This window comes from Pinirhizobacter soli (genome assembly GCF_015905305.1).
Lineage (GTDB): Bacteria > Pseudomonadota > Gammaproteobacteria > Xanthomonadales > Rhodanobacteraceae > Pinirhizobacter > Pinirhizobacter soli.
The window spans coordinates 1824614-1844216 of the sequence record NZ_JADZLQ010000001.1; the positions used below are offsets into that span (position 1 = coordinate 1824614).

The following is a 19603-nucleotide window of genomic DNA, read 5'->3' on the forward strand; positions in this document are numbered from 1 at the left end:
GGCCCTTTTTTCAGTTGGGCTGGGGCGGGGCGCGTTTCACCGCGTCCGCCAGGGGGACCAGTTGCAGGTCGCCCACGGTGACGTGGTCTTTCCACCCATAGAAATAATTCGCTGCCATGCCGAATAGCGTCGGATTGCGGTTTCCCTCGGACAACATGTCCGGGTCGGGCGAATAACCCATGTTCAGCTCGCCGAAACCAGCCAGATACAAGGTACCGCCGAAGTTCAGCGCGTAGCTCATGTCGCGTGTTTCGCGTTGGAAGCGAACCTTCGCCCTCTGTGCAGCTACGTCGTCGGCATAGTCCAGCTTCATCTGCTTCCACAGCACATCGGCGCGGGCGCGATCGTCTTCGCTGGCCAGCCGGTATGCCGAGACGAACGATGGCTCGTAGCGCTGATCGTGACGCTCGGAAGCCAGCGCCAGCCAGGCCAGGCCCAGCGCGCGGTCCTGGGACACCCGCTGGCCGTTGAAATAGGAAATGCCCAGTGCGTACTGGGCGGCCTTGTTGCCCCAGCGCGCCGAGTCGCGCAGGTTGATCAACGCCATGTCCTGCCTGCCCAGCCAGTAGTCGCGGGAGGCTTCGCAGAAATAGTAAATGCCCGGGAGCGATCGCTCGATGGAGGTGGGGCAAAGCAGCAGCGCACTCTCCATCGCCTCACGCTGGCCGGGAAGCGGCTGCGGGCGGTCGGCCGCTGCCGCCGCGGCGGCCAAAGCCAGGCCCACGGCCAGGACGGCACTCGATACCATTCGATTCACAGGTTTCATCTTCAAGCCCTCGATGATGAAGCTCCCCCGAGCGTTTCCATCGTAACTTCCCGCGCCTATGCGCGGGATGAAGCTTGTTTCATGCAGACAACCATGGCCCTAGCGGAAGGCCGAACGCATCCTGGCGATGGTCTGCGCGTAATCGGCACTGTTGAACACCGCAGAACCCGCGACGAAGGTATCGGCACCCGCGGCGAAGATTTCGCCGATGTTGTCGGCGGTGACGCCCCCGTCCACTTCCAGTCGGATCGGCCGGCCGCTGCGGTCGATGATGTCCCGCACCTGGGCAATTTTATGCAGGGCGGAAGGAATGAACTTCTGGCCACCGAAGCCCGGATTCACCGACATCAGCAGGATCAGGTCGATCTTGTCGAGCACGTAGTCGAGATAGGACAGCGGCGTTGCCGGGTTGAACACCAGGCCCGGCTGGCAGCCGTGGTCGCGGATCAGGCCGATGGTGCGGTCGACGTGATCGGTGGCCTCCGGATGGAAGCTGATGCCGGTGGCGCCGGCCTCGGCGAAGTCGGGCACGATGCGGTCGACCGGGCTCACCATCAAGTGAACGTCGATGTGCGCCTTGATGCCGTACTTGCGCAGGGACTTCAGCACCATTGGGCCGATCGACAGGTTCGGCACGTAGTGGTTGTCCATCACGTCGAAATGCACCCAGTCGGCACCGGCGTCGAGCACGGCCTGGGTGTCCTGGCCCAGCCGCGCGAAGTCGGCGGAAAGGATGGAGGGCGCAATGACGGGGGTCTGCCTGGCCATGGAATGCCTCGTTAACTGATATGACGGTTACTTGAAGCCGCGTTCGGTCTTGATCCGTTCGTAGGCGGCATTGATCTCGCTGGCGCGCGATTCGGCGCGGCGGCGCATGTCGTCGGGCAGGTCGCCCAGGCGGTCGGGGTGGTTGTCGGAAATGAGCTTACGATAGGCCCGTTTCACTGCCCGATCGTCGACGTCGCGCCCGATGCCCAGGATGGCATAGGGATCGGGCCCTTCGGGCACGCGGTGCGGCGCATAGCCGCCCTGGCGGCCCTGGTACTGGCCCGAACTGCGGCCGCCGCCATGGTTCCAGGCGTAGCCCTTCATCGCCATCAGGGCCATCAGCTCCATGTCGCTGACGCGCAGGGCGAAGGCCACCTGGCGCAGGATCGCCATTTTCTCGTTGGAAGGGCTGCCTTCGGCCAGCACGGTTTCGATCACCACATCCAGCACCGGGAAGGCATGGTCGCGGCGGCTGCCCACCCAGTTGCGCAATTGCTCGATGGAATGGGTGACGTTGAACTCGACGGATTTGCCTATGTTGAACGCCTCGATGGCATCGCGCCGCTGCTCGGGATTGAGGTTCATCCGTCCCATCAGGCGCTCGGCCACGGCGATCTCTTCGGGCGACACGCGGCCATCGGCCTTGGCCACGGCACCGAGGATGGCGTACAGCGGGCCAATGAAGCCCCCTGCCGCTGGCGTGGCCGCGCGCCGGTTGCGGCCGGCATCGAACATGAAACCAAGCATGCCGCCGATCACGGCGCCGATCGGGCCGTGCAGCAGGAAGAAACCGATCAGTGCGCCGATCAGGGTGCCGGTGAAATTCATGGATTGGCCTGGCGTTGTGGCGACTGGGTGGCGTACCAGGTCGCGAGCTGGTCGAGTTCGGCTTCCGAGAGGGGGCCTAAGGCCGCGCGCATCACCGCGACGTCGCGCCGGCCGTCGCGGTACTGGCGCAGGGCCTGGCGAAGGTAGTCCTCGCGCTGGCCGGCGAGGTTCGGGGCGCCGGCCATCGTCGCCATGCCATCGGCGCCGTGGCAGGCCGCGCACAGGCCCAGGCGCGCCGGTTTTACCGGTGCGGCGCCTAGGGTCATGACGGGAGCGGCGAGCATGGCCGCCGCAAGGACGAGGTTTCGCATGGACGAGTAGTGGGGACGACAGACTTAGGATTCTAGCAGTGCCACGGGCATCCGCCTCCGGGCCGGGCAGTTACAATGGGTACTTCTGCTTGTTTGCCGGAGCCCGACGTCGTGCCGACCACCCTGCTGCAATCCGACCTGCCTGGCCTTGAGCTGGTCCACCGCGGCAAGGTCCGCGACGTGATCGCCCTGCCCGGCAACCGCCTGCTGATGGTGGCCACCGACCGTTTGTCGGCTTTCGACGTGGTGCTGCCCGATCCGATTCCCGGCAAGGGCGAGATGCTCACCCAGATTTCCAATTTCTGGTTCGGCAAGACGGCGCACATCATCCCCAACCATCTCACCGGCACGCCGGTGGAAGAGGTCCTGCCGCCTGGCGCGGACCTTGAACTCTATCGCCGCCGCGCGGTGGTTACCCGGCGATTGAAACCGGTGCCGGTGGAGGCCATCGCCCGCGGTTACCTGATCGGGTCGGGCTGGAAGGATTACCAGGCCACCGGCGCCGTGTGCGGCATCGCCCTGCCACCGGGCCTTCGACAGGCCCAGCAGTTGCCCGAGCCGATCTTCACCCCGTCGAGCAAGGCCGCCGTGGGCGACCACGACGTGAATGTGAGCTTCGAGCACGTGGTGGATACGGTGGGCGCGGAGCTGGCCGGCAAGGTGCGCGATGCCACGCTTGCCCTGTATCGCTTCGCTGCCGCCTATGCCGCCGAACGCGGCATCATCATTGCCGACACCAAGTTCGAATTCGGCACCGATGAAGACGGCACGCTGTACGTGATGGACGAGATGCTCACCCCGGATTCGTCGCGTTTCTGGCCGGCCGAGCATTACTCCGTGGGCATCAGCCCACCCAGCTACGACAAGCAATATGTCCGCGATTACCTGGAAGCACTCGGCTGGAACAAGACAGCGCCAGGCCCGCGGATTCCCGCCGACGTCATTGCCGGTACCGCGGCCAAGTACGCCGAGGCGCTGGAACGACTGGCCGGCATCCATATCGACTGACCACACGGCAAGGGGAAAGGCCATGCGTGACGCGAATACCTGGTTCGGCAACTACGCTGCAGACCACCAGAATCCGACCAACCGTACGATCCACTGGATCTGCGTGCCGGCGATCACCTGGTGCGCGGTGGCCTTGCTGTGGATCGTGCCGGTGCCCCAATGGCTGGGACGCCCAGGCTTCTTCTCGGTGGTGGCGATGTTTCTGGCCTTCGTCTTCTACTACTTTCGCCTGTCGCGCGGCATCGGCCTGGCCATGGCCGCGGTGTTCGTGGTGATGTCGCTGATTACCGAGGGGCTGTACCGCGTGCTGGGGCCGGCCAACCTTGGCTGGCTGGCGCTGGCCGTGTTCGTGGTGGCCTGGATCGGCCAGTTCGTCGGCCATCACATCGAGGGCCGCCGCCCGTCTTTCTTCACCGACATCCAATATCTGCTGATCGGCCCCGCATGGTTGATGAGCAAGGTGTTCAGGCGTGTCGGCATCGCTTATTGAGAACCCGTGACGCAAACCATCCTTACCCTGCTTAGCGCCCTGATCTGGTGGGTGCTTTATTCCAGCGCGGCGGCCATCGTGCCTGCGGTGCTTGTCTACTTCACGCTGCGCATGGTGGAAAGAACGCCGGTGGTATTCAACCGCGCGTACTTCGCCTGTCTGTTGTGGACACTGTTCAGCGTGGCCACGGCAGGCCTGGTGCTACTGGCGCAGAAGAGTTCGCCGGCCGCGGGCTACGCGCTGTTTGCCTCGCCGTGGATGCGTGGCGCGCTGATCGTGGACATGCTGGCCGGTGTGCTGCTGGTATGGCGCCTGGTGCCGCGCGTGGATGCACGTCGCGTGCGCATCACCAGCGCCTGCATGGCGGTGGCGTCTGTCACGGTCCTGGCGCTGCTGCTGGGCGCCATCCTCGCGTCGCGCTAGATGCGGATCAGGGGCCGGCCGCGCGACGGTTGGCTTCGGTCACGTCCTTCACGAAACCGGCGAAGGGAATGTCGGTGATGCCGACCAGGCCAATGTGGCTGTTCTCGCCGTCCAGGATGCGTCCGGTTACCGGTTGGTCGGCGTAGTCGAACCAGTGTGCACCCACGATCACTCCGCTCGCTTTCGCCGCATCGACGAAGCGCGCATAAGCCTTGCCTCGTTCACCCTCGCTGGCAACGGCGGCCACGCCGTTGCCGAACGGCCCGCGGTCGGCGGAGCCGAAATGGAATTCGGTCACCATCACCGGCTTATCCATGCGTTTGAAGGCCGCAACATCCAGGCCATGTTCGGGAAGGTCGGCATAGGCGTTGATGCTGACCACATCGCAATAGCGCGCGCAGGCAGCCTCCACTTCCGGGGTGCGCACGGCCAGGCGGCCGCCAAGGAACAGGTGGTGCGGATCGGCCTTCTTCAGCGCCGTGGCGACGGTGCGGAAATAGGTTTCGGCATAAAGGGTGAGGAAGTCGATGTAGTCGGCGGCGATGGCCGGGTGGGCTTCGGCCGGCACGGGCGCCTGGAAACCTTTGGCCAGTAGAAGATCCCAGCTTGCCACCGGCACGCCCCAGGCAGCGGCGAGCTTGCCGGCGTCGCCGTACTTCTTCCGCAATGACGCCACGAAAGCCTGCTTGGCGGGGCTTTCCGGACCCAGTTGCAGGGCGCCGGTAGCCAGGCCCCAGCGGCCCTGCGGGCCGCGCCCGGCCCAGGCCAGTTCGTTGTCGGCGAAGTAGCCAAGCAGCCAGGGATCCTCGCGTACGCCCTTGCTCGCCTTTGCCACCGCAACGGCGGTGGCGGCGACGAACTTCGGATCGAAGGGATCGGGCATGCGGCCCCAGTAGTCGTAGCCGGTGGACACGCTGGCGAAGCTGCCATCGATGATCACCGGCTGCGTGTAGGCAATGCGGTGGGCGGCGAACAACGATGGGTCGCTCCAGTTGCCCAGCGTGTTGAAGCCCCAGCCGCGCAGTCGATCCAGCGTCACCTTCGCCCACTTTTGTGGCCAAGCATCGCCGTAGGTGCGTTGCAGGTTGGCCCGGTAGAAATCGAACCATTGGCCATGGTTCATGCCGTTGTCGCGTTGCGAGCCGTTGTCGCTGCGGTCGTCGCCCTGGCCGTAGAACTTGCCCAAGGGTCCGTTGGTGGGCGGCAAGCCTTCGAACATCGTCTTGCGGCCCTGGACGTAGGTCATGCCGCCGTCGATGGCCACGGCATTCACGCCGAGCGAGAAGAACGCCTTGCCGTCGGGCGTGACCAGCGTCCAGGTGTCTTTCAGCTTGACCAGGCTGAACCAGCCGGTGGCCTTCAGGCCCTGGCGCGCCACGCCGCCGAAGCCTGGCACGGCCGGTGATGCGGGATCGGCTTGAAGGGACGCCTTCTTCAGCGCCGCGTCGTCGGCGATTTTTTCAGGCCATGTTGTGCGCGTGTATTGCCCGTAAGCATCTACGATGCCGGTATAGGCGGCGTCGAGCGCGGGTGTGCCGGCGGCGATGGACACGCCGCCGAACAGCACCACCTGCGGCGCGTTCGGCGAGGGCATCGACACGTGCACGGCACGCGCTGTGCCCGGGTCGAAACTGCCGTCGACCGTGGTGGCGACGATGGTGTCGTGCCATGGCATGGGTGGCCCCACCTGCATGCCGAAGGCGCGTGGTGTGGTTGGCTTCAAGGGAATCGCCAACGTCATCGGTGGCCCGGGCGGCAAGCCCACCAAGGCATGAAGCGTGCCGTGGTCGCTCTGGATCTCCACGTCCAGGGTCACCGGCCAGGCCATGCCGCTTTGAAGCTGCATGTGCAACTCGCCTTTCGGCCACGCCCAGTGACCCGACGACGGTTGCAATGTCAGGCCCGGCTTCGCACCGGGGGCGAAGGTCACCGCGGCCATCGTCGCGCCACCGGCAACGGGGCGTGGTGTGGGGTCGAGAGTTGTTCCCTGCGTGGTGATGCGCAGGCCATCACCGGCATGGGCAATATCGCCGACAACGACTCCAGGCGCTGCGGGGGATTTCGCTGCGGCCTGCGCGGGCGCAGGCATCGCTGCCGCGGGCACCACCATGACAGCCGCCAGCGCGACCCCACACATCACAAGACCATGGAAGACCGATCGCATTGGGACACCTAAGCTTTTACGGAGGAGGCGCGCCCGCCGCGGCGCGGCTTTCGCGCCAGCGCCACGCGTAGTACACCGGCACGCCAAGGGCGATGATCAGGAGGCTCATGCCCGCATTGGCGGGCGTGTCGATCGCGGTAGCCAGGATCACGCAGACCACGGTGACCACGAAGGCCAGCGGCACCCATGGGTAACCGGGTACGCGATACGGCGAGGGTTCGTCCTTGAGCATGCGCCGGTACCAGAACACCGTGGCGATGCCCGCCGCGTGGCTAAGCCATTCACCGACCGTGGTGTAATCGAGCAAGGCGTCGAAGCTACCCGAGAGGATCAGGATCACCGCCCACAAACCCAGCACCGACAGTGCCACCTGCGGCGCATGCGTGCGCATATCCACCTTGCCCACGGCGCGGAAGAACATGCCGTCAGCGCTCATCACCTGCAGCACGCGGGCGCCACCGGCGATGGCGATGCTGCAATAGCCGAAGGTGGAACAGGCAATGCCAACGGCCACCACCGTGCGCCCGGTGGGGCCGAACAACCTTTCCATCAGGTCGGCGGCCGGCGCCTGGCTGGCGGCGAGCCCTGCATGGCCCAGGCCCGCGAGGTAAGCCACGTTCACCAGCACGTAGCACAGCGCCACCGCGCCCATGCCCAGACCCAAGGCACGTGGCAGCACGCGCTGCGGCTCGCGCACTTCGCCGGCCAGGTCGTTGAGGTAATGAAAGCCGCCGTAGGCGAACAGCACGGGTAGCAACGCGCCCACCAGCGCGAATGGCGAAGTGGTTGGCAACGGTGGCGCGGGCGGCGGCGTGGTGTGCCCGAAGGCCAGCACCAGGCCGACCACGATCAGCATGGCGATCACGCCGAGCTTGAGCACGGTGAAGATATTCTGCACCCAGGCGCCGGCGCGGATGCCGCGCAGGTTCACCAGCACCAGGAAGGCGATGGCGCCCACGGCCAGTGGTTTGACCCACGTCAGCGGCAGGCCGAAGGCTTTGCAGGCGTAGTCGGCGAAGGTGGTGGCGACCGCGGCGATGCTGCCGGGGTAGTTGATCAGCGCCATGGTCCAGCCGAACAGGAAGGCCGGCAATTTGCCGAATGCTTCGCGCAGGTAGATGTAGGTACCGCCCGCCTGCGGCCGCCGCGCGCCGAGCTCGGCGTAGCTTAAGACCCCGGCCAGCGTGAGCAGGCCACCCAGCGCCCACAGAACGATGAGTCCCGTGGTGGAGTCTGTTCGCCCGGCAACGGACGCCGGTGTGCGGAAGATGCCGGCGCCGATGACGCCGCCGATGACAATCGCGGCGGCGTCCCAAATTCCGAGGCGGCGGACGTAAGGTCCAGTAGGTACGGGTGATGGCATGGGTGCGACCATGCCATAAACCGTTACGTCATGTCGCCGACGGCTTCTTCTTGGGGATGTAGAGGTCGGTGATCGTGCCCTCGTACACCTCGGCCGCCATGCCCACCGATTCGCCCAGGGTCGGATGCGGATGGATGGTCTTGGCGATATCCGATGCCTCCGCGCCCATCTCGATGGCCAGGGCCAGTTCGGAGATGAGGTCACCCGCATGCACGCCGACGATGCCGGCACCGACGATGCGGTGGGTTTCCTCGTCGAAGATCAGCTTGGTGAAGCCTTCGGTGCGGTCGATGCCGATGGCACGGCCCGAGGCCGCCCAGGGGAACTTGCCCACGCCGACCTTCAGGCCCTTCTCCTTCGCCTCGCGCTCGGTCACGCCGACCCAGGCAATCTCCGGATCGGTGTATGCCACCGATGGCACCACGCGGGCATCGAAGAAGCTCTTCTCGCCGGCGATCGCTTCGGCGGCGACGTGCGCCTCGTGCACGGCCTTGTGCGCCAGCATCGGCTGGCCGACGAGGTCGCCGATGGCGTGGATGTGCGGCACGTTGGTGCGCATCTGCCGGTCGACGGCGATGAAACCACGGTCGCTCACCGCCACGCCGGCCTTGTCCGCGCCGATGCGGCCGCCATTGGGCGAGCGGCCCACCGAGACCAGCACACGGTCGTAGGTTTTGGTCTCGGGGATGGACTCGCCCTCGAAGGTGACGTCGATGCCCTTCTTGGTGGCCTTGGCTTCCACGACCTTGGTTTTCAGGTGGATGCCCTTGTAGCGCTTGGCGATACGCGCCTGCAAAGGCTTGACGAGGTCGAGGTCGGCGCCGGGCATGAGCTGGTCGGCCAGTTCCACCACCGTCACTTCGCTGCCCAGGGCCGCGTATACGGTTGCCATTTCCAGGCCGATGATGCCGCCGCCGACCACCAGCAATGTCTTGGGGACATCGCGCAGTTCCAGGGCGCCGGTGGAGTCGATGATGCGCTCGTCGTCCCAGGGGAACGAGGGCAGCTTCACCGACTGCGAGCCAGCGGCGATGATGGCGTGCTCGAAGCGGATGAGCTTCTTGCCATCCTTGCCCTCCACTTCCATCTCGTTCGGCGAAACGAACATGCCGGTACCGGTCACCACCTTGACCTTGCGCTGCTTGCCCATGCTGGCAAGCCCGCCGGTGAGCTTGCCCACCACCTTGATCTTGAAATCGCGCAGCTTGTCCAGGTCGATCTTCGGCGCACCGAAGCTGATGCCGTGCGCGGCCATGGCACCGGCTTCCTCGATCACGGCAGCTGCATGCAGCAATGCCTTGGAAGGAATGCAGCCGACGTTGAGGCAGACACCGCCCAGGGTGTCGTAACGCTCGACCAGGACTGTGTCCAGGCCCAGGTCCGCTGCGCGGAAAGCCGCGCTGTAGCCACCGGGGCCGGAGCCGAGCACGACCACCTTGCATTCGATGTCGGCCTTGCGGCCCGTGCCGGCGGCGGCCTGCGGGGCCGGTGTCTGTTTGACCGGCGCCTGGGCCGGATCGGTCTTCTGCTGCGGTACGCCCTGCGTGGCTGGCTGCGCGGCGGGCTTGGCCGCTGCCGGTGTGCCGGCCGAAGCATCGTTGCCTGCTTTCTTTTCCGGACTCGATTCAGCGGACGCGGCATCGGCGATCTCGACCACGGCGAGGATATCGCCAGGATTGACCTCCTGGCCGATCTTCACCTTGACCTGCGTGACCTTGCCGCCGTCGCTGGCGGGGACATCCATGGTGGCCTTGTCCGATTCGAGCGTGACCAGGCTTTGTTCCTTGGTGATGGTGTCGCCGACCTGGACCAGGATCTCGATCACCGGTACGTCGTGCGAACCACCAAGGTCGGGGACTTTCAGTTCAATCGTCTTGGGCATCGTGTTGCGTCCTGTTAGAGCAACAGGCGACGGATGTCGCCGAGCTGGCTGGCCAGGAAGGACGCGAAGCGCGCGGCGAGCGCGCCATCGACAACGCGGTGGTCATAGGACAGCGACAGCGGCAGCATCAGGCGCGGGGCAAATTCCTTGCCGTTCCATACCGGCTTCATCTGCGCCTTGGACACACCCAGGATGGCCACTTCCGGCGCGTTGACGATCGGCGTGAACGACGTGCCGCCGATACCGCCCAGCGACGAGATCGAGAAACAGCCACCGGACATCTCGGCCGGGCCGAGCTTCTTCTCTCGTGCCTTCTTCGACAGCTCGCCAAGTTCGGCGGCCAGCTCCAGCAGGCCCTTCTTGTCCGCGTCGCGGATCACCGGCACCACCAGGCCATCGGGCGTGTCCACCGCGATGCCGATATGGAAGTACTTCTTCAGCGTGAGCTTCTCGCCGGTGACGTCCAGCGATGCGTTGAAGGTAGGGAATTTCTTCAGCGCCGCGACCACCGCCTTGATCTGGAATACCAGCGGGGTGACCTTCAGGTCCTTGTTTTCCTCGCCGAGCTTCTTGCGGAAAGCCTCAAGCTCGGTGATGTCGGCATCTTCGTGCTGGGTGACGTGCGGGATCATCGCCCAGTTGCGGGCGAGGTTGGCCCCGGAGATCTTCTGGATGCGCGAGAGGGGTTTTTCCTCGATCTCGCCGAATTTGGCGAAGTCGATCTTCGGCCACGGCAACAGGTTCAGCCCGCCACCGGCGGCCACGGCGCCCGAAGCGCCGGGTTTGGCACCCGAGGCGAGCGCGTGCTTGACCCAGGCCTGCACGTCTTCACGCTGGATGCGGCCGCCACGGCCGGTACCCTGCACCTGGCCGATCTCCACCCCCAGCTCCCGGGCGAAGGCACGCACGGCGGGGCTGGCATAGGGGGCGTGGTCGGGCATGATCGTGCTGGCGTCGAAGGCCACCGGCGGTGTGCGCGGTCCACCGGCGCTGGTGGAAGTGCTTTCGGCAGGCTTGGTGTCGGCCTGGCTGGCAGATGCAGCGGAAGGGGCGGCCGGCTTCGCCTCGGCCTTGGGCTCGGCGGCCTTCGGTGCAGGGGCGGCGGCTTCGCCGGCGTCGCCATCGGCCTCGACTACGGCGATCACGGCATCTTTGCCGACCTCGTCGCCCACCTTCACCTTCACTTCCTTCACGGTGCCCGCGAACGGGGCCGGCACTTCCATGGTGGCCTTGTCCGATTCGAGCGTGAGCAGGGCCTGGTCTTTCTCGACACGATCGCCGACCTTGACCAGCACCTCGATCACCGGCACGCCATCGAAATTACCGATATCGGGAACGCGGACTTCCTGTGCGCCACCGGATGATTTCTTCGCCGCGGGTTCGGATTTCACCGGTTCCGCGGCGCGGGCGGGCGCGGAAGTCGCCGCCGGCGCTTGCTTTGCAGCCTCTGCCTTGCTGGGCTCGGCGGCCTTCTGGTCGGCCTTGGCGGCATCACCGCCGGCCTCGCCATCGGCTTCGATCATGGCGATGACGGCACCTTCAGCCACTTCGTCGCCCACCTTGACCTTCACTTCGGTGATGGTGCCGGCGAAGGGCGAAGGCACTTCCATCGTTGCCTTGTCCGACTCGAGCGTGACCAGGCTCTGGTCTTTTTCCACGCGGTCGCCGGCCTTGACCAGCACTTCGATGACGGGAATGCCGTCGAAATTCCCGATATCGGGGACGCGCGCTTCTTTGACGTCGGCCATGAAACCTCCTGAACTTGCTTGCGCCGACGCGAGGTAACGAAAAACGGCCGACGAGGGGATGGGGAAGGCCCCGCGCAGGCGGGGCAACCGTCCAATGATAATCCGAACCGCCCGGCTTGGCGCCCCATGCGGCGCCGTATGCGGCGATTTCAGCCTTGACCGCGCACCAGGTGGATCTCCCGGCGGGGACAGGCAATGACGATATCCTCGCGGTTGAAGGCTTCCTTGACGGCCTGGATGGCCTGCGAATGGGCGTCCCGGTAGTCGTCGGTGGCGGTCCACGCGCGGATCAGGAGGTCCACCTGGCTTGGCCCCAGTGCATCGGCGTAGGCCTCCGGAGGAGGCTCGACAAGGATCCGCGGCAGTGCTGCCACCGCCTCCCCGGCAACGCCCAGGGCGTGGGCAAGGTCGGTCCGGTAGTCCACGCCCACGGAGAACTCCACCCGGCGCTGGCCGCGGCGGCTGAAGTTGACGATGGCATCGCCCCCCACCTTGGCGTTGGGCAGCACCGCTTCGCGCCCATCGGCCATGACAAGCCAGGTATGCATCAAGGTCATGTGTTGGACCGTGCCTTCGACCCCCGCTGCCAGGATGTAGTCGCCCACACGGAACGGTCGGAAGAAGATCAGCAACACGCCCCAGGCGAGGTTCGACAGCGAGCTGCTCAGCGCCAGGCCCAACGCCAGGCCCGCGGCGCCCATCGCCCCGAGGAGCGTCGCGGTGGGCAAACCGGCGAAGCTCGCGCACATGGCCAACAGGAGTGCCAGCAGGCCGGCGTGGACGGCATTGCGCAGGAAACCTGAAAGCATGGGATCGATGCCGGCACGGTCCATGCCGCGGCGCAGGGCATTGGCAAATCGCGATGCCAGGCGCATGCCGACGAACAGCACGAGCACGGCCAGCGCCGCTTTCAGACCGAACTTCACCAGGAGGTCGCTACCGATGCGGTAGCCGGCCAGAGCGATCTGAAAATGTTCCATGCAAGTCCTTCCCTGGATCATCAAAAAGAAAAAAGCGGGCATCCTGCCCGCAGGGGGTGCTCGGTACTTTTAGTTGTCGGCCAAATCTTTCTTTGGTACCGGAGTAGCGGTCATCAGCACCAACGGCGAACCATCGGGCAGGCGAACGCTCCATGATTTCTGCAGGTGATCGAGATTGGCCAGCCGCGGGCACAGGGCTTGGGCGCGTTCGCCAAGCTTGTCGGCGCGCGAGTTCACTTCGCGATCGATGGCCTTGTCCAGCGAATCGGCGCGGGCCTCAAGGGCGGCCATCTTGGCCGAATCGCCGCTGAGGGCTGCGCTGACCGCGTTGCCGGTGACCGAACCCACCACTTCGGATACTGAATCGCCCACGGCGGATTCGACCAGGTCGTCCACTTCGTGCTGGCGCCAGCGGCCGGCCCCGATGCTTTCGTCCAGGCGCGCCAGCGCGCGGGCGTGGTTGCGCTGGAGCTTGGCCAGCATGGTGCGGCGATCCTCGCCATCGGCCACGAACGTCGCAGCCACCGTGGTCATCGCCGAGTAACCGATATCGATGCCATCGCGGGCTATGGCCGCAATTTCCGGCACCAGGGCGCGGACGGCGTCCTCGTAGTCGCGAAGCTTCCGGGCATCGGCGTCGGTGACACGTACGTCATGGCCGTCGACGGTGAGGCGGCCATCATGCATGAACACCTTCGCCGGGCTGCCGTCGGTACGGGTGAAGTCGATCCCGTTGCGGGCGACGCTCACATCGTAATCCGTCTTGTACTCGACCCCGCAGCCATCGTTGTTGACATGGATGCCGTGGGCGGCGACGGGCAGGCTGGCCAGGCCCAGGGCACAGGCAAGGGCAACGATGGTCAGGCGCATGATGGTGCACTCCCTTGGGTTTGTTGCCGGTTTGGATGCAGCAGGACGTAAGAAGGTTTAGTCCTCCACGGCCACCGCCACATGGGCCGGTCGTCACACCCTGCCGGAGGTCACTGCACCAGGAGGTCTTCGAAGAAGGCTCCGATGGGCTTTTCGGGGTGGGCGATCTGGATCTCCAGCACCCACAACCCCGGGATGGGCTCGGCGTCGAAGTCGCCCAGATTGCCCGCCTTGTGCACCGCGTGCGGGAAATCGCCCACCCGATGGCCCTTGGTTTCGTGGTTGAGTCGCCACCCCATGGCCTGGGCCTGGGCCGTGGCAAATTCGTATAAAGCCCGGCCACTCTGACCACCCTCGCGCCAGCGCGCGGCGACGCGCGTGAAGAGCTCGCGCGCCGCCGCGGCACAGGCATGCATCAGGGGGTCGTCGCCAAGCACGAAGGTATCGCCGACATCACCCTCGTGGCCGTCGAACACAGGCCCGAGATCGACGAAGAAAATGTCGTGGTCACCCAGGCGAAGATCCGGCGCCGAGCGTTGGCGAAACGTCTTCAGGGTATTGGCGCCGAAGCGGATCAACGACGGATGCCAGATGCGTTGCATGCCGGCGTCGGCCAGGACTTCGCCGGCAAGCGCCACGGCTTCGAGCTCGGTCGTGCCCGGCGTGATGCGCCGGGCTATCTCGCGAAGGGCGACCCACGAACGCTCGCGCGCAGCGAGCATGCGCCCGGCATTGAATTGGCTACCGGTGGCCTGGGCATGGGGAGGGATGGGGATGTTCATGCCATGCCGTGTTCGCGGGCGTAGTCCGCCAGCAGGCTATCGTGGTCGATACCGAGCTTGCGCATGGCGTCGCGCTTTTGCCGACTCACCGTTTTTACGCTGCGACTTAGTCGATCAGCGATCTGTGTAAGTGACAGGCCCCCAACGTAAAGGCGCACCACTTCCATTTCGCGCGCCGACAACCGCACCGGCGCCAAGCCATCGGCAGCAGGTGTGTCGGCCCTGGCGAACTGCTCGCGGATGGATTCGCTGACATAGGCACGACCGGCTGCAACGCTTCGGATGGCGTTGGGCAACTCGCGCATCGGCGCACGCTTGTCACACAAACCAAGGGCGCCACGGTTTTGCATCGCACGGAGCACGCCGATGTTGTTGACCATGGTCAGCACCGCCACGGGCAACCGGGGATACCGGCGGCGAATGACGTCCAGCAATTGCAGGCCGTCGCCGTGACGGCCGGCGGGCATGGAGAAATCGGTGACCAGGACGTCGCAGGGCCTGCTGGCAAGCAAGGCCATGAGCAGGTCGCCATCGGCCGCTTCGCCAACGACGAGCATATCTCCCGCCTGGTCGAGTGCGGCGCGCGCGCCGAGGATCACCACCGGATGATCATCTGCGATAATCACCCGAGTGGCACTGGAAGTGCCCTGCTCGCTCATGTCCGTATCAGCACCCGTGGTCGTTCCGTACTACTGGTTGCGCTCTGCGGCAGGATACAGCAAGTAAACCCGAGGAAACCTCCATGACACGGCTTCGCCCATTCCTGTCCTGCGTCATTGCCGGTCTCTGGGTGATCGCAGGCAGTCCCTTGCACGCGGACGATGCGAGTCCTGGCCGGATGCCCGTTTCCGCTGCCGAACGTGCCTGGCTCGATGCGCTTCCCACGCTCAATGTCACCTACGACGACGCCTTCGCACCCTTCGTCAGCGTAGATAGCCGCGGTCTTCCCGAAGGTATTTCAGCGGACTATTTCCAGCACGTGGTGGACGACCTTGGCCTGAAGGTTCGCTATGTCCGCAGCGGCGACCTTAGCGACACGCGCAAGATGATCGATCAAGGGCAGGTCGACATCGTGCTCGCCTTCAACCCCTCTGGACGCGCCGGGAAAGGGCTGGTGTTTAGCCGGCCGTACGTGGAGTTCCCGCTGGTGATCGCCACGCGCCAGGATACCGCAAGCATTGCCGGCCTTGCGGATCTGGCAGGCGAACGGGTGGCGGCGGACACCGACCGGGAAGCGGTGCTGCGCATGCTCGCCGAAGCCCCCCGCCCCGTGCACACAATCACCACCCACGATGGCGCCGAAGCGCTCGAGTTGCTCGACCGCCGCGAGGTCGATGCCATGGTCGGCAACCTCGCCACCGTCGATCTCCTCATTCGCTCGCGCTACCCGCAACTTCGCGTAGGCGCCCCCACCAACCTTACCGAGCCCCTGGCTTTCGCCGTGCGCAACAACTATGCCGGGCTGGTTCCGCTGGTCAATCGATCGCTTGCCCGTGTGGATGCACGCGAGGCCGCCCGCATCCGCAATACATGGTTATCGGTGAACTACACCTGGGGCGGTTCATGGTCCGCCGTATGGCAAAAGACCTGGCCGATCGTATTGATATTCGCCATCGCGCTGGCCATGGTGAGCTTCGCCTTGGTACGCCTTCGCCGCGAGGTACGCCGGCGACGCCATACCGAACAACAGCTGCAGGATGTCACCAGCAACCTGCCCGCCGTGGTGTTCCGCTTCGTCATCGACCGGCAACGCCAGATCAATTTCGAGTATGTCGATGGCGACACCCTGGCTATCTTTGGCGTAGATCCCCCTACCTTCCTGCGTGACGAACCTGCCGCATTCCGCACGATATCGCCCGAGCACCGCCAGATGCTGCTCGAACGCGTGCACGAGGCGGCGGAGTCAGGCAAGCCTTTGCACGCCACCGTGCGCGTCGATGGCGACCGTTGGGTCACCACCCATGCGTTGCCGCGCGAACTTCCCGGCGGCACCGTGCAGTTCGACGGCTACTGGGTGGACGTGACGGTCACGCACGAGCAAGGCCTGGCACTGGCCACCGCACGAGACGAGGCCGAATCCGCGACGCAGGCGAAAACGGTATTCCTGGCCACGATGAGCCACGAGATACGTACGCCGATGTACGGCGTGCTGGGCACGCTGGAACTGCTGGGCGGCACCCGGCTGGACGAGGAGCAGCGAAGCCTGCTTGGCACGGCAGGCGATTCGGCCACCCTGCTGCTGCAAGTGCTCGACGACGTCCTGGATTTTTCCATGATCGAGGCGGGGCGCCTCAGCCTCGAACTCGTGCCGGTGGACATGCGAGAGCTCATCGACCGCACCGTGGGCATGCTTGCCGCCCAGGCACATGGCCGCGGCATCGACCTGCGCGTCAAGGTGGACGCCGGTATCGCGGCGATGGTCATGGCCGACGACGTGCGCGTCAGGCAGGTGCTGTTGAACCTCATCGGCAACGCGATCAAGTTCACCTCCGCAGGCTCGGTGACCGTCGAGGCCACCCTCGTCCCCGAGGGTGTCACGGACGAACGCCAGCGCATCGGCATCGATGTCACCGACACCGGCGTCGGCATCGCCGCGGAGGTGCTGCCCACCTTGTTCGCGCCGTTCACCCAGGGCGAGGGCTCCACGCGACGACGTTTCGGCGGCAGCGGCCTGGGCCTTTCCATTTGCCATCAGCTGGTGCAGTTGATGGGCGGCACGATCCAGATACAAAGCACGCCTGGTTCCGGGACGCGTGTCCGCGTGGAGCTCGCCCTTGAAATCAACCTGCTTCATCGGGACAACGGGCTGTTGTCGGGAAGGACTGCCAGCATCGACGTGGACGACACCTTCGCCGCCCAGGCGCTGGCACAGGGCCTGGGCGCGTTGGGCATGATCCTGGCCGAACCCGGTTCGGCGGCGCACGCGGACATCGTATTCACCACCCGCAGCCAGGGCTCGCCACGGGCGAATGTCGTGCTGGTGTCCGGCCAGGCCGATCCGCGCGGTTTTTCCCAGCGAGAGGGCGTGCTGGTCATGAGCGCCTGCCCAATCAGAAGTTCGCTGTTGGCACGCGTGTGCGAGCTGGCCCTGGGATTGGGCGAGGCCTCGGTGTCCCTACCCGATGAGCCCGATATACCGGTGCCATTCTTGCCTACCCGGATCCTGGTGGCCGACGACAATCCCACCAACCAGGCACTGATCCAGGCGCAGCTGGCGCGCCTGGGTCGAACCTGCACGGTCGTCGACGACGGCGGCCAGGCACTGGACGCCCTGGCAACCCGACCCTGGGACCTGGCCATCCTGGACGTGCACATGCCGGTGTTCGATGGTTACACGGTCGCCCGGCAATGGCGTGAACGGGAGGCCCTCACCGGCGGACACCTGCCCATCGTGGCGATGACGGCCAACGCCCAACCCGATGAAGTTGTGCGGTGCCGCTCGGCGGGGATGGACGGCTTCATCGCGAAACCTGCAACCCTCGCGGACCTGCGCGGGATGCTCGATACATGGCTGCCGACGGCCGCGCTGCCGCCGCCAACGATACTTGACTACGAATTGCTTCGGGAGAACTTCGGCTCCCATGCCGTCGCTGCGCGGATTGTCCGGGAGTTCTCCCGGGTGACTCGTTCGGAACTGGCCGCCGTGACCGATACGCTCGATACGTCGACCCCGGCCGAACTCCGCCTATGGCTGCACAGGACGGTCGGCGGCATGCACGTGTTCGGCAGTACGGCCCTCACCGACCGCGGCGACGTACTGGAGCAAGTCATCGATGAACTGGAACCCGCCGCGGCACGTGAAGCTTTCGCAATCTTCGGTGTAAGCCTGGTTGCACTGCTGGATGAAATCGACGGATGGGCGGAAGGTATCGAAGCGGCCTGAGCCGAACGGTAAAGTCACCCACGCAGGCCATGGACGAGCGTGGCCATGTCCAGGTGGACGGCCCGCAACCTTGGCAGGAGACGGCAGGCCAGCGCCGCAAGCGTGGGATCGTTTTCGGCAACCGCTTCGAAATGCCGCAACAGGCGATTTTCAGCCCGTTCCAGCAATGCAATCCCGGCATTGTCGGGGTTGGCGGCCAGGCGCATGCGCCATGCGGCCAGCTGCACCCGTTGACGACCGGCCAGGCTCACCTGCGTCGTGATGCTGCCGCCCCGGGCCTCGACCTCGCGGCGCAACTCGTTCACGGTGACGGCCAGGGTGGCGGCCATTTCAGCAAGCACCGCCTGAAGGCCAGGCTCGGAAACCATCGATGCCGCTTTCAGGTACAGCTCGCGGTCGTCGCTGGCGCGGCGCAGGAGTTGAGACAACGATCGGATGACGGTGCGGTCCATGACGGGGCACAAGCTAGCGTCGCCGCCCTTACCCGTGCCTAAACCAGCCCCGGCTGCGTTTACTTGGCGTTCCTTTTAAGGCGCGATCTGGAGCAGATTCAGGGGGCGGCCATGGTCGTCGGTCAGGCCTTCGGAAAGCTCCGCCAGGCGGCGGATGTCAGGACACAAGGCCTGCACCCTGGGTCGCAGTTCACGGTTTACCCGCGCCTGGACCCGAGCCTGAAGGCCCGTGCTCAGGGACGAGGCCCGATCGCGAAGCGCCGCGGCGCCGGCCAGGTCGCCGTTCATGGCCAGATCCACGGCATCGGAGGTCAGGCTCGCGGCCACCAGGGGACCCAAATCGGCAACCATGCCGTTCGCGTAGCTTTCAAAGGCATCGCCCTGCCAGTCGTGGGTGCTGTTGCTGCGGGCGATGCGGGCGTGCAACTCCGCGACATGGCCGCTGAGCTTTTGATCGAACTCACCATCCTGCAGGGCCGCCGGTGCACTGCGTGCCACTTCTTCGCGCACGGCGCGCGCGGCGGTGTCCACACCGGCATCGGCCACCGCACGCAAGCGCGGCAGTAGTGCGCGAAGCTGCCGCTCGAACAGCGCCGCCTGGTCCTGGGCGTCGGGACGCAGCGCTACCGTACGGCCGTCGACCACCACCGAACCATCGTCCAGGCCGACCTGGCGTGGCGCGGGTTGGGGGCGATCGAACAGGATGCCGCGCGAGCGCACGGTAAGGTCGTAGCTGCTGCTGGCGTGGCAGGCCGTGCCCAAGTCCTGGGCCGCGACGGCGGAAGAAGCAAACAGCAAGGCGACCGAAAGGAGAATGCGCATGGAGCCTTAAGCCAGGACGATGATGTCGCGTATCGTCGGGGGCGCCGGCCGCATGGCGGCTGA

The 19603-nt window shown here is 65.6% G+C and carries 18 protein-coding genes; 4 read left to right on the plus strand and 14 right to left on the minus strand.

The genetic code is table 11. From position 1 onward, the window contains the following. Window positions 1-10 precede the first annotated feature (10 nt). From NDK18_RS08025 to NDK18_RS08040, 4 genes are all read right to left on the minus strand, one after another. Complete coding sequence (locus tag NDK18_RS08025) at window positions 11-766, minus strand: hypothetical protein (RefSeq protein ID WP_250627490.1); 756 nt, start codon at window positions 764-766, stop codon at window positions 11-13. A gap of 99 nt (window positions 767-865) precedes the next feature. Then, on the minus strand, window positions 866-1534 hold the full coding sequence (rpe, locus tag NDK18_RS08030) for a ribulose-phosphate 3-epimerase (protein ID WP_250624807.1): 669 nt from the start codon (window positions 1532-1534) through the stop codon (window positions 866-868). Window positions 1535-1561: 27 nt separating this feature from the next. Further along, complete coding sequence (djlA, locus tag NDK18_RS08035; protein ID WP_250624806.1) at window positions 1562-2362, minus strand: co-chaperone DjlA; 801 nt, start codon at window positions 2360-2362, stop codon at window positions 1562-1564. Then, window positions 2359-2673 carry a c-type cytochrome gene (locus NDK18_RS08040; protein WP_250624805.1) on the minus strand — a complete coding sequence of 105 codons (315 nt, stop codon included), beginning with the start codon at window positions 2671-2673 and terminating at the stop codon, window positions 2359-2361. The genes djlA and NDK18_RS08040 overlap by 4 nt, the downstream gene beginning before the upstream one ends. A 111-nt stretch (window positions 2674-2784) precedes the next feature. Between NDK18_RS08040 and NDK18_RS08045 the strand changes: the two genes are divergently transcribed. Genes NDK18_RS08045 through NDK18_RS08055 form a run of 3 tightly spaced genes read left to right on the plus strand, consistent with a single transcriptional unit; the run spans window position 2785 to window position 4594 of the window. Then, entirely contained in the window at window positions 2785-3681 is an 897-nt protein-coding gene (locus NDK18_RS08045) for a phosphoribosylaminoimidazolesuccinocarboxamide synthase (protein ID WP_250624804.1), read from the plus strand. A 22-nt stretch (window positions 3682-3703) separates the two neighbouring features. Continuing rightward, a complete protein-coding gene (locus NDK18_RS08050) occupies window positions 3704-4171 on the plus strand; it encodes an Mpo1 family 2-hydroxy fatty acid dioxygenase (RefSeq protein ID WP_250624803.1) in 468 nt (155 codons plus the stop codon). Between the two features lie 6 nt (window positions 4172-4177). Then, window positions 4178-4594, plus strand: a complete 417-nt coding sequence (locus NDK18_RS08055; RefSeq protein ID WP_250624802.1) for a hypothetical protein — start codon at window positions 4178-4180, stop codon at window positions 4592-4594. 7 nt (window positions 4595-4601) lie between these two features. On the opposite strand, the gene NDK18_RS08060 is transcribed toward NDK18_RS08055, so the two are convergent. The 8 genes from NDK18_RS08060 to NDK18_RS08095 all read right to left on the minus strand — a co-directional run bounded on the left by NDK18_RS08060 (window position 4602) and on the right by NDK18_RS08095 (window position 15042). Continuing rightward, window positions 4602-6758: a beta-agarase gene (locus NDK18_RS08060; protein WP_250627491.1), complete on the minus strand. Its 2157-nt coding sequence runs from the start codon at window positions 6756-6758 to the stop codon at window positions 4602-4604. Window positions 6759-6774: 16 nt separating this feature from the next. Next, window positions 6775-8121, minus strand: coding sequence for an APC family permease (locus NDK18_RS08065; protein ID WP_250624800.1), 1347 nt, complete (start codon window positions 8119-8121; stop codon window positions 6775-6777). A gap of 28 nt (window positions 8122-8149) precedes the next feature. Continuing rightward, window positions 8150-10003: a dihydrolipoyl dehydrogenase gene (gene lpdA / locus NDK18_RS08070; RefSeq protein ID WP_250627492.1), complete on the minus strand. Its 1854-nt coding sequence runs from the start codon at window positions 10001-10003 to the stop codon at window positions 8150-8152. A 14-nt stretch (window positions 10004-10017) separates the two neighbouring features. Then, window positions 10018-11751: a dihydrolipoyllysine-residue acetyltransferase gene (gene aceF / locus NDK18_RS08075; RefSeq protein WP_250627493.1), complete on the minus strand. Its 1734-nt coding sequence runs from the start codon at window positions 11749-11751 to the stop codon at window positions 10018-10020. 149 nt (window positions 11752-11900) lie between these two features. Next, window positions 11901-12731 carry a mechanosensitive ion channel family protein gene (locus tag NDK18_RS08080; RefSeq protein WP_250627494.1) on the minus strand — a complete coding sequence of 277 codons (831 nt, stop codon included), beginning with the start codon at window positions 12729-12731 and terminating at the stop codon, window positions 11901-11903. A 69-nt stretch (window positions 12732-12800) separates the two neighbouring features. Next, complete coding sequence (locus NDK18_RS08085) at window positions 12801-13601, minus strand: DUF2884 family protein (protein WP_250624796.1); 801 nt, start codon at window positions 13599-13601, stop codon at window positions 12801-12803. A 110-nt stretch (window positions 13602-13711) separates the two neighbouring features. Continuing rightward, complete coding sequence (locus NDK18_RS08090; protein WP_250624795.1) at window positions 13712-14383, minus strand: M24 family metallopeptidase; 672 nt, start codon at window positions 14381-14383, stop codon at window positions 13712-13714. Further along, window positions 14380-15042 carry a response regulator gene (locus tag NDK18_RS08095; protein ID WP_250624794.1) on the minus strand — a complete coding sequence of 221 codons (663 nt, stop codon included), beginning with the start codon at window positions 15040-15042 and terminating at the stop codon, window positions 14380-14382. Before NDK18_RS08095 ends, NDK18_RS08090 begins: the two co-directional genes overlap by 4 nt. A gap of 83 nt (window positions 15043-15125) precedes the next feature. Between NDK18_RS08095 and NDK18_RS08100 the strand changes: the two genes are divergently transcribed. Further along, entirely contained in the window at window positions 15126-18266 is a 3141-nt protein-coding gene (locus NDK18_RS08100) for an ATP-binding protein (RefSeq protein ID WP_250627495.1), read from the plus strand. 14 nt (window positions 18267-18280) lie between these two features. On the opposite strand, the gene NDK18_RS08105 is transcribed toward NDK18_RS08100, so the two are convergent. Further along, window positions 18281-18718, minus strand: a complete 438-nt coding sequence (locus NDK18_RS08105; protein ID WP_250624792.1) for a PA2169 family four-helix-bundle protein — start codon at window positions 18716-18718, stop codon at window positions 18281-18283. 75 nt (window positions 18719-18793) lie between these two features. After that, the gene (locus NDK18_RS08110; RefSeq protein ID WP_250624791.1) at window positions 18794-19540 is read right to left on the minus strand and encodes a DUF2884 family protein; all 747 of its coding nucleotides are present in this window, start codon (window positions 19538-19540) and stop codon (window positions 18794-18796) included. Window positions 19541-19603: the final 63 nt, after the last annotated feature.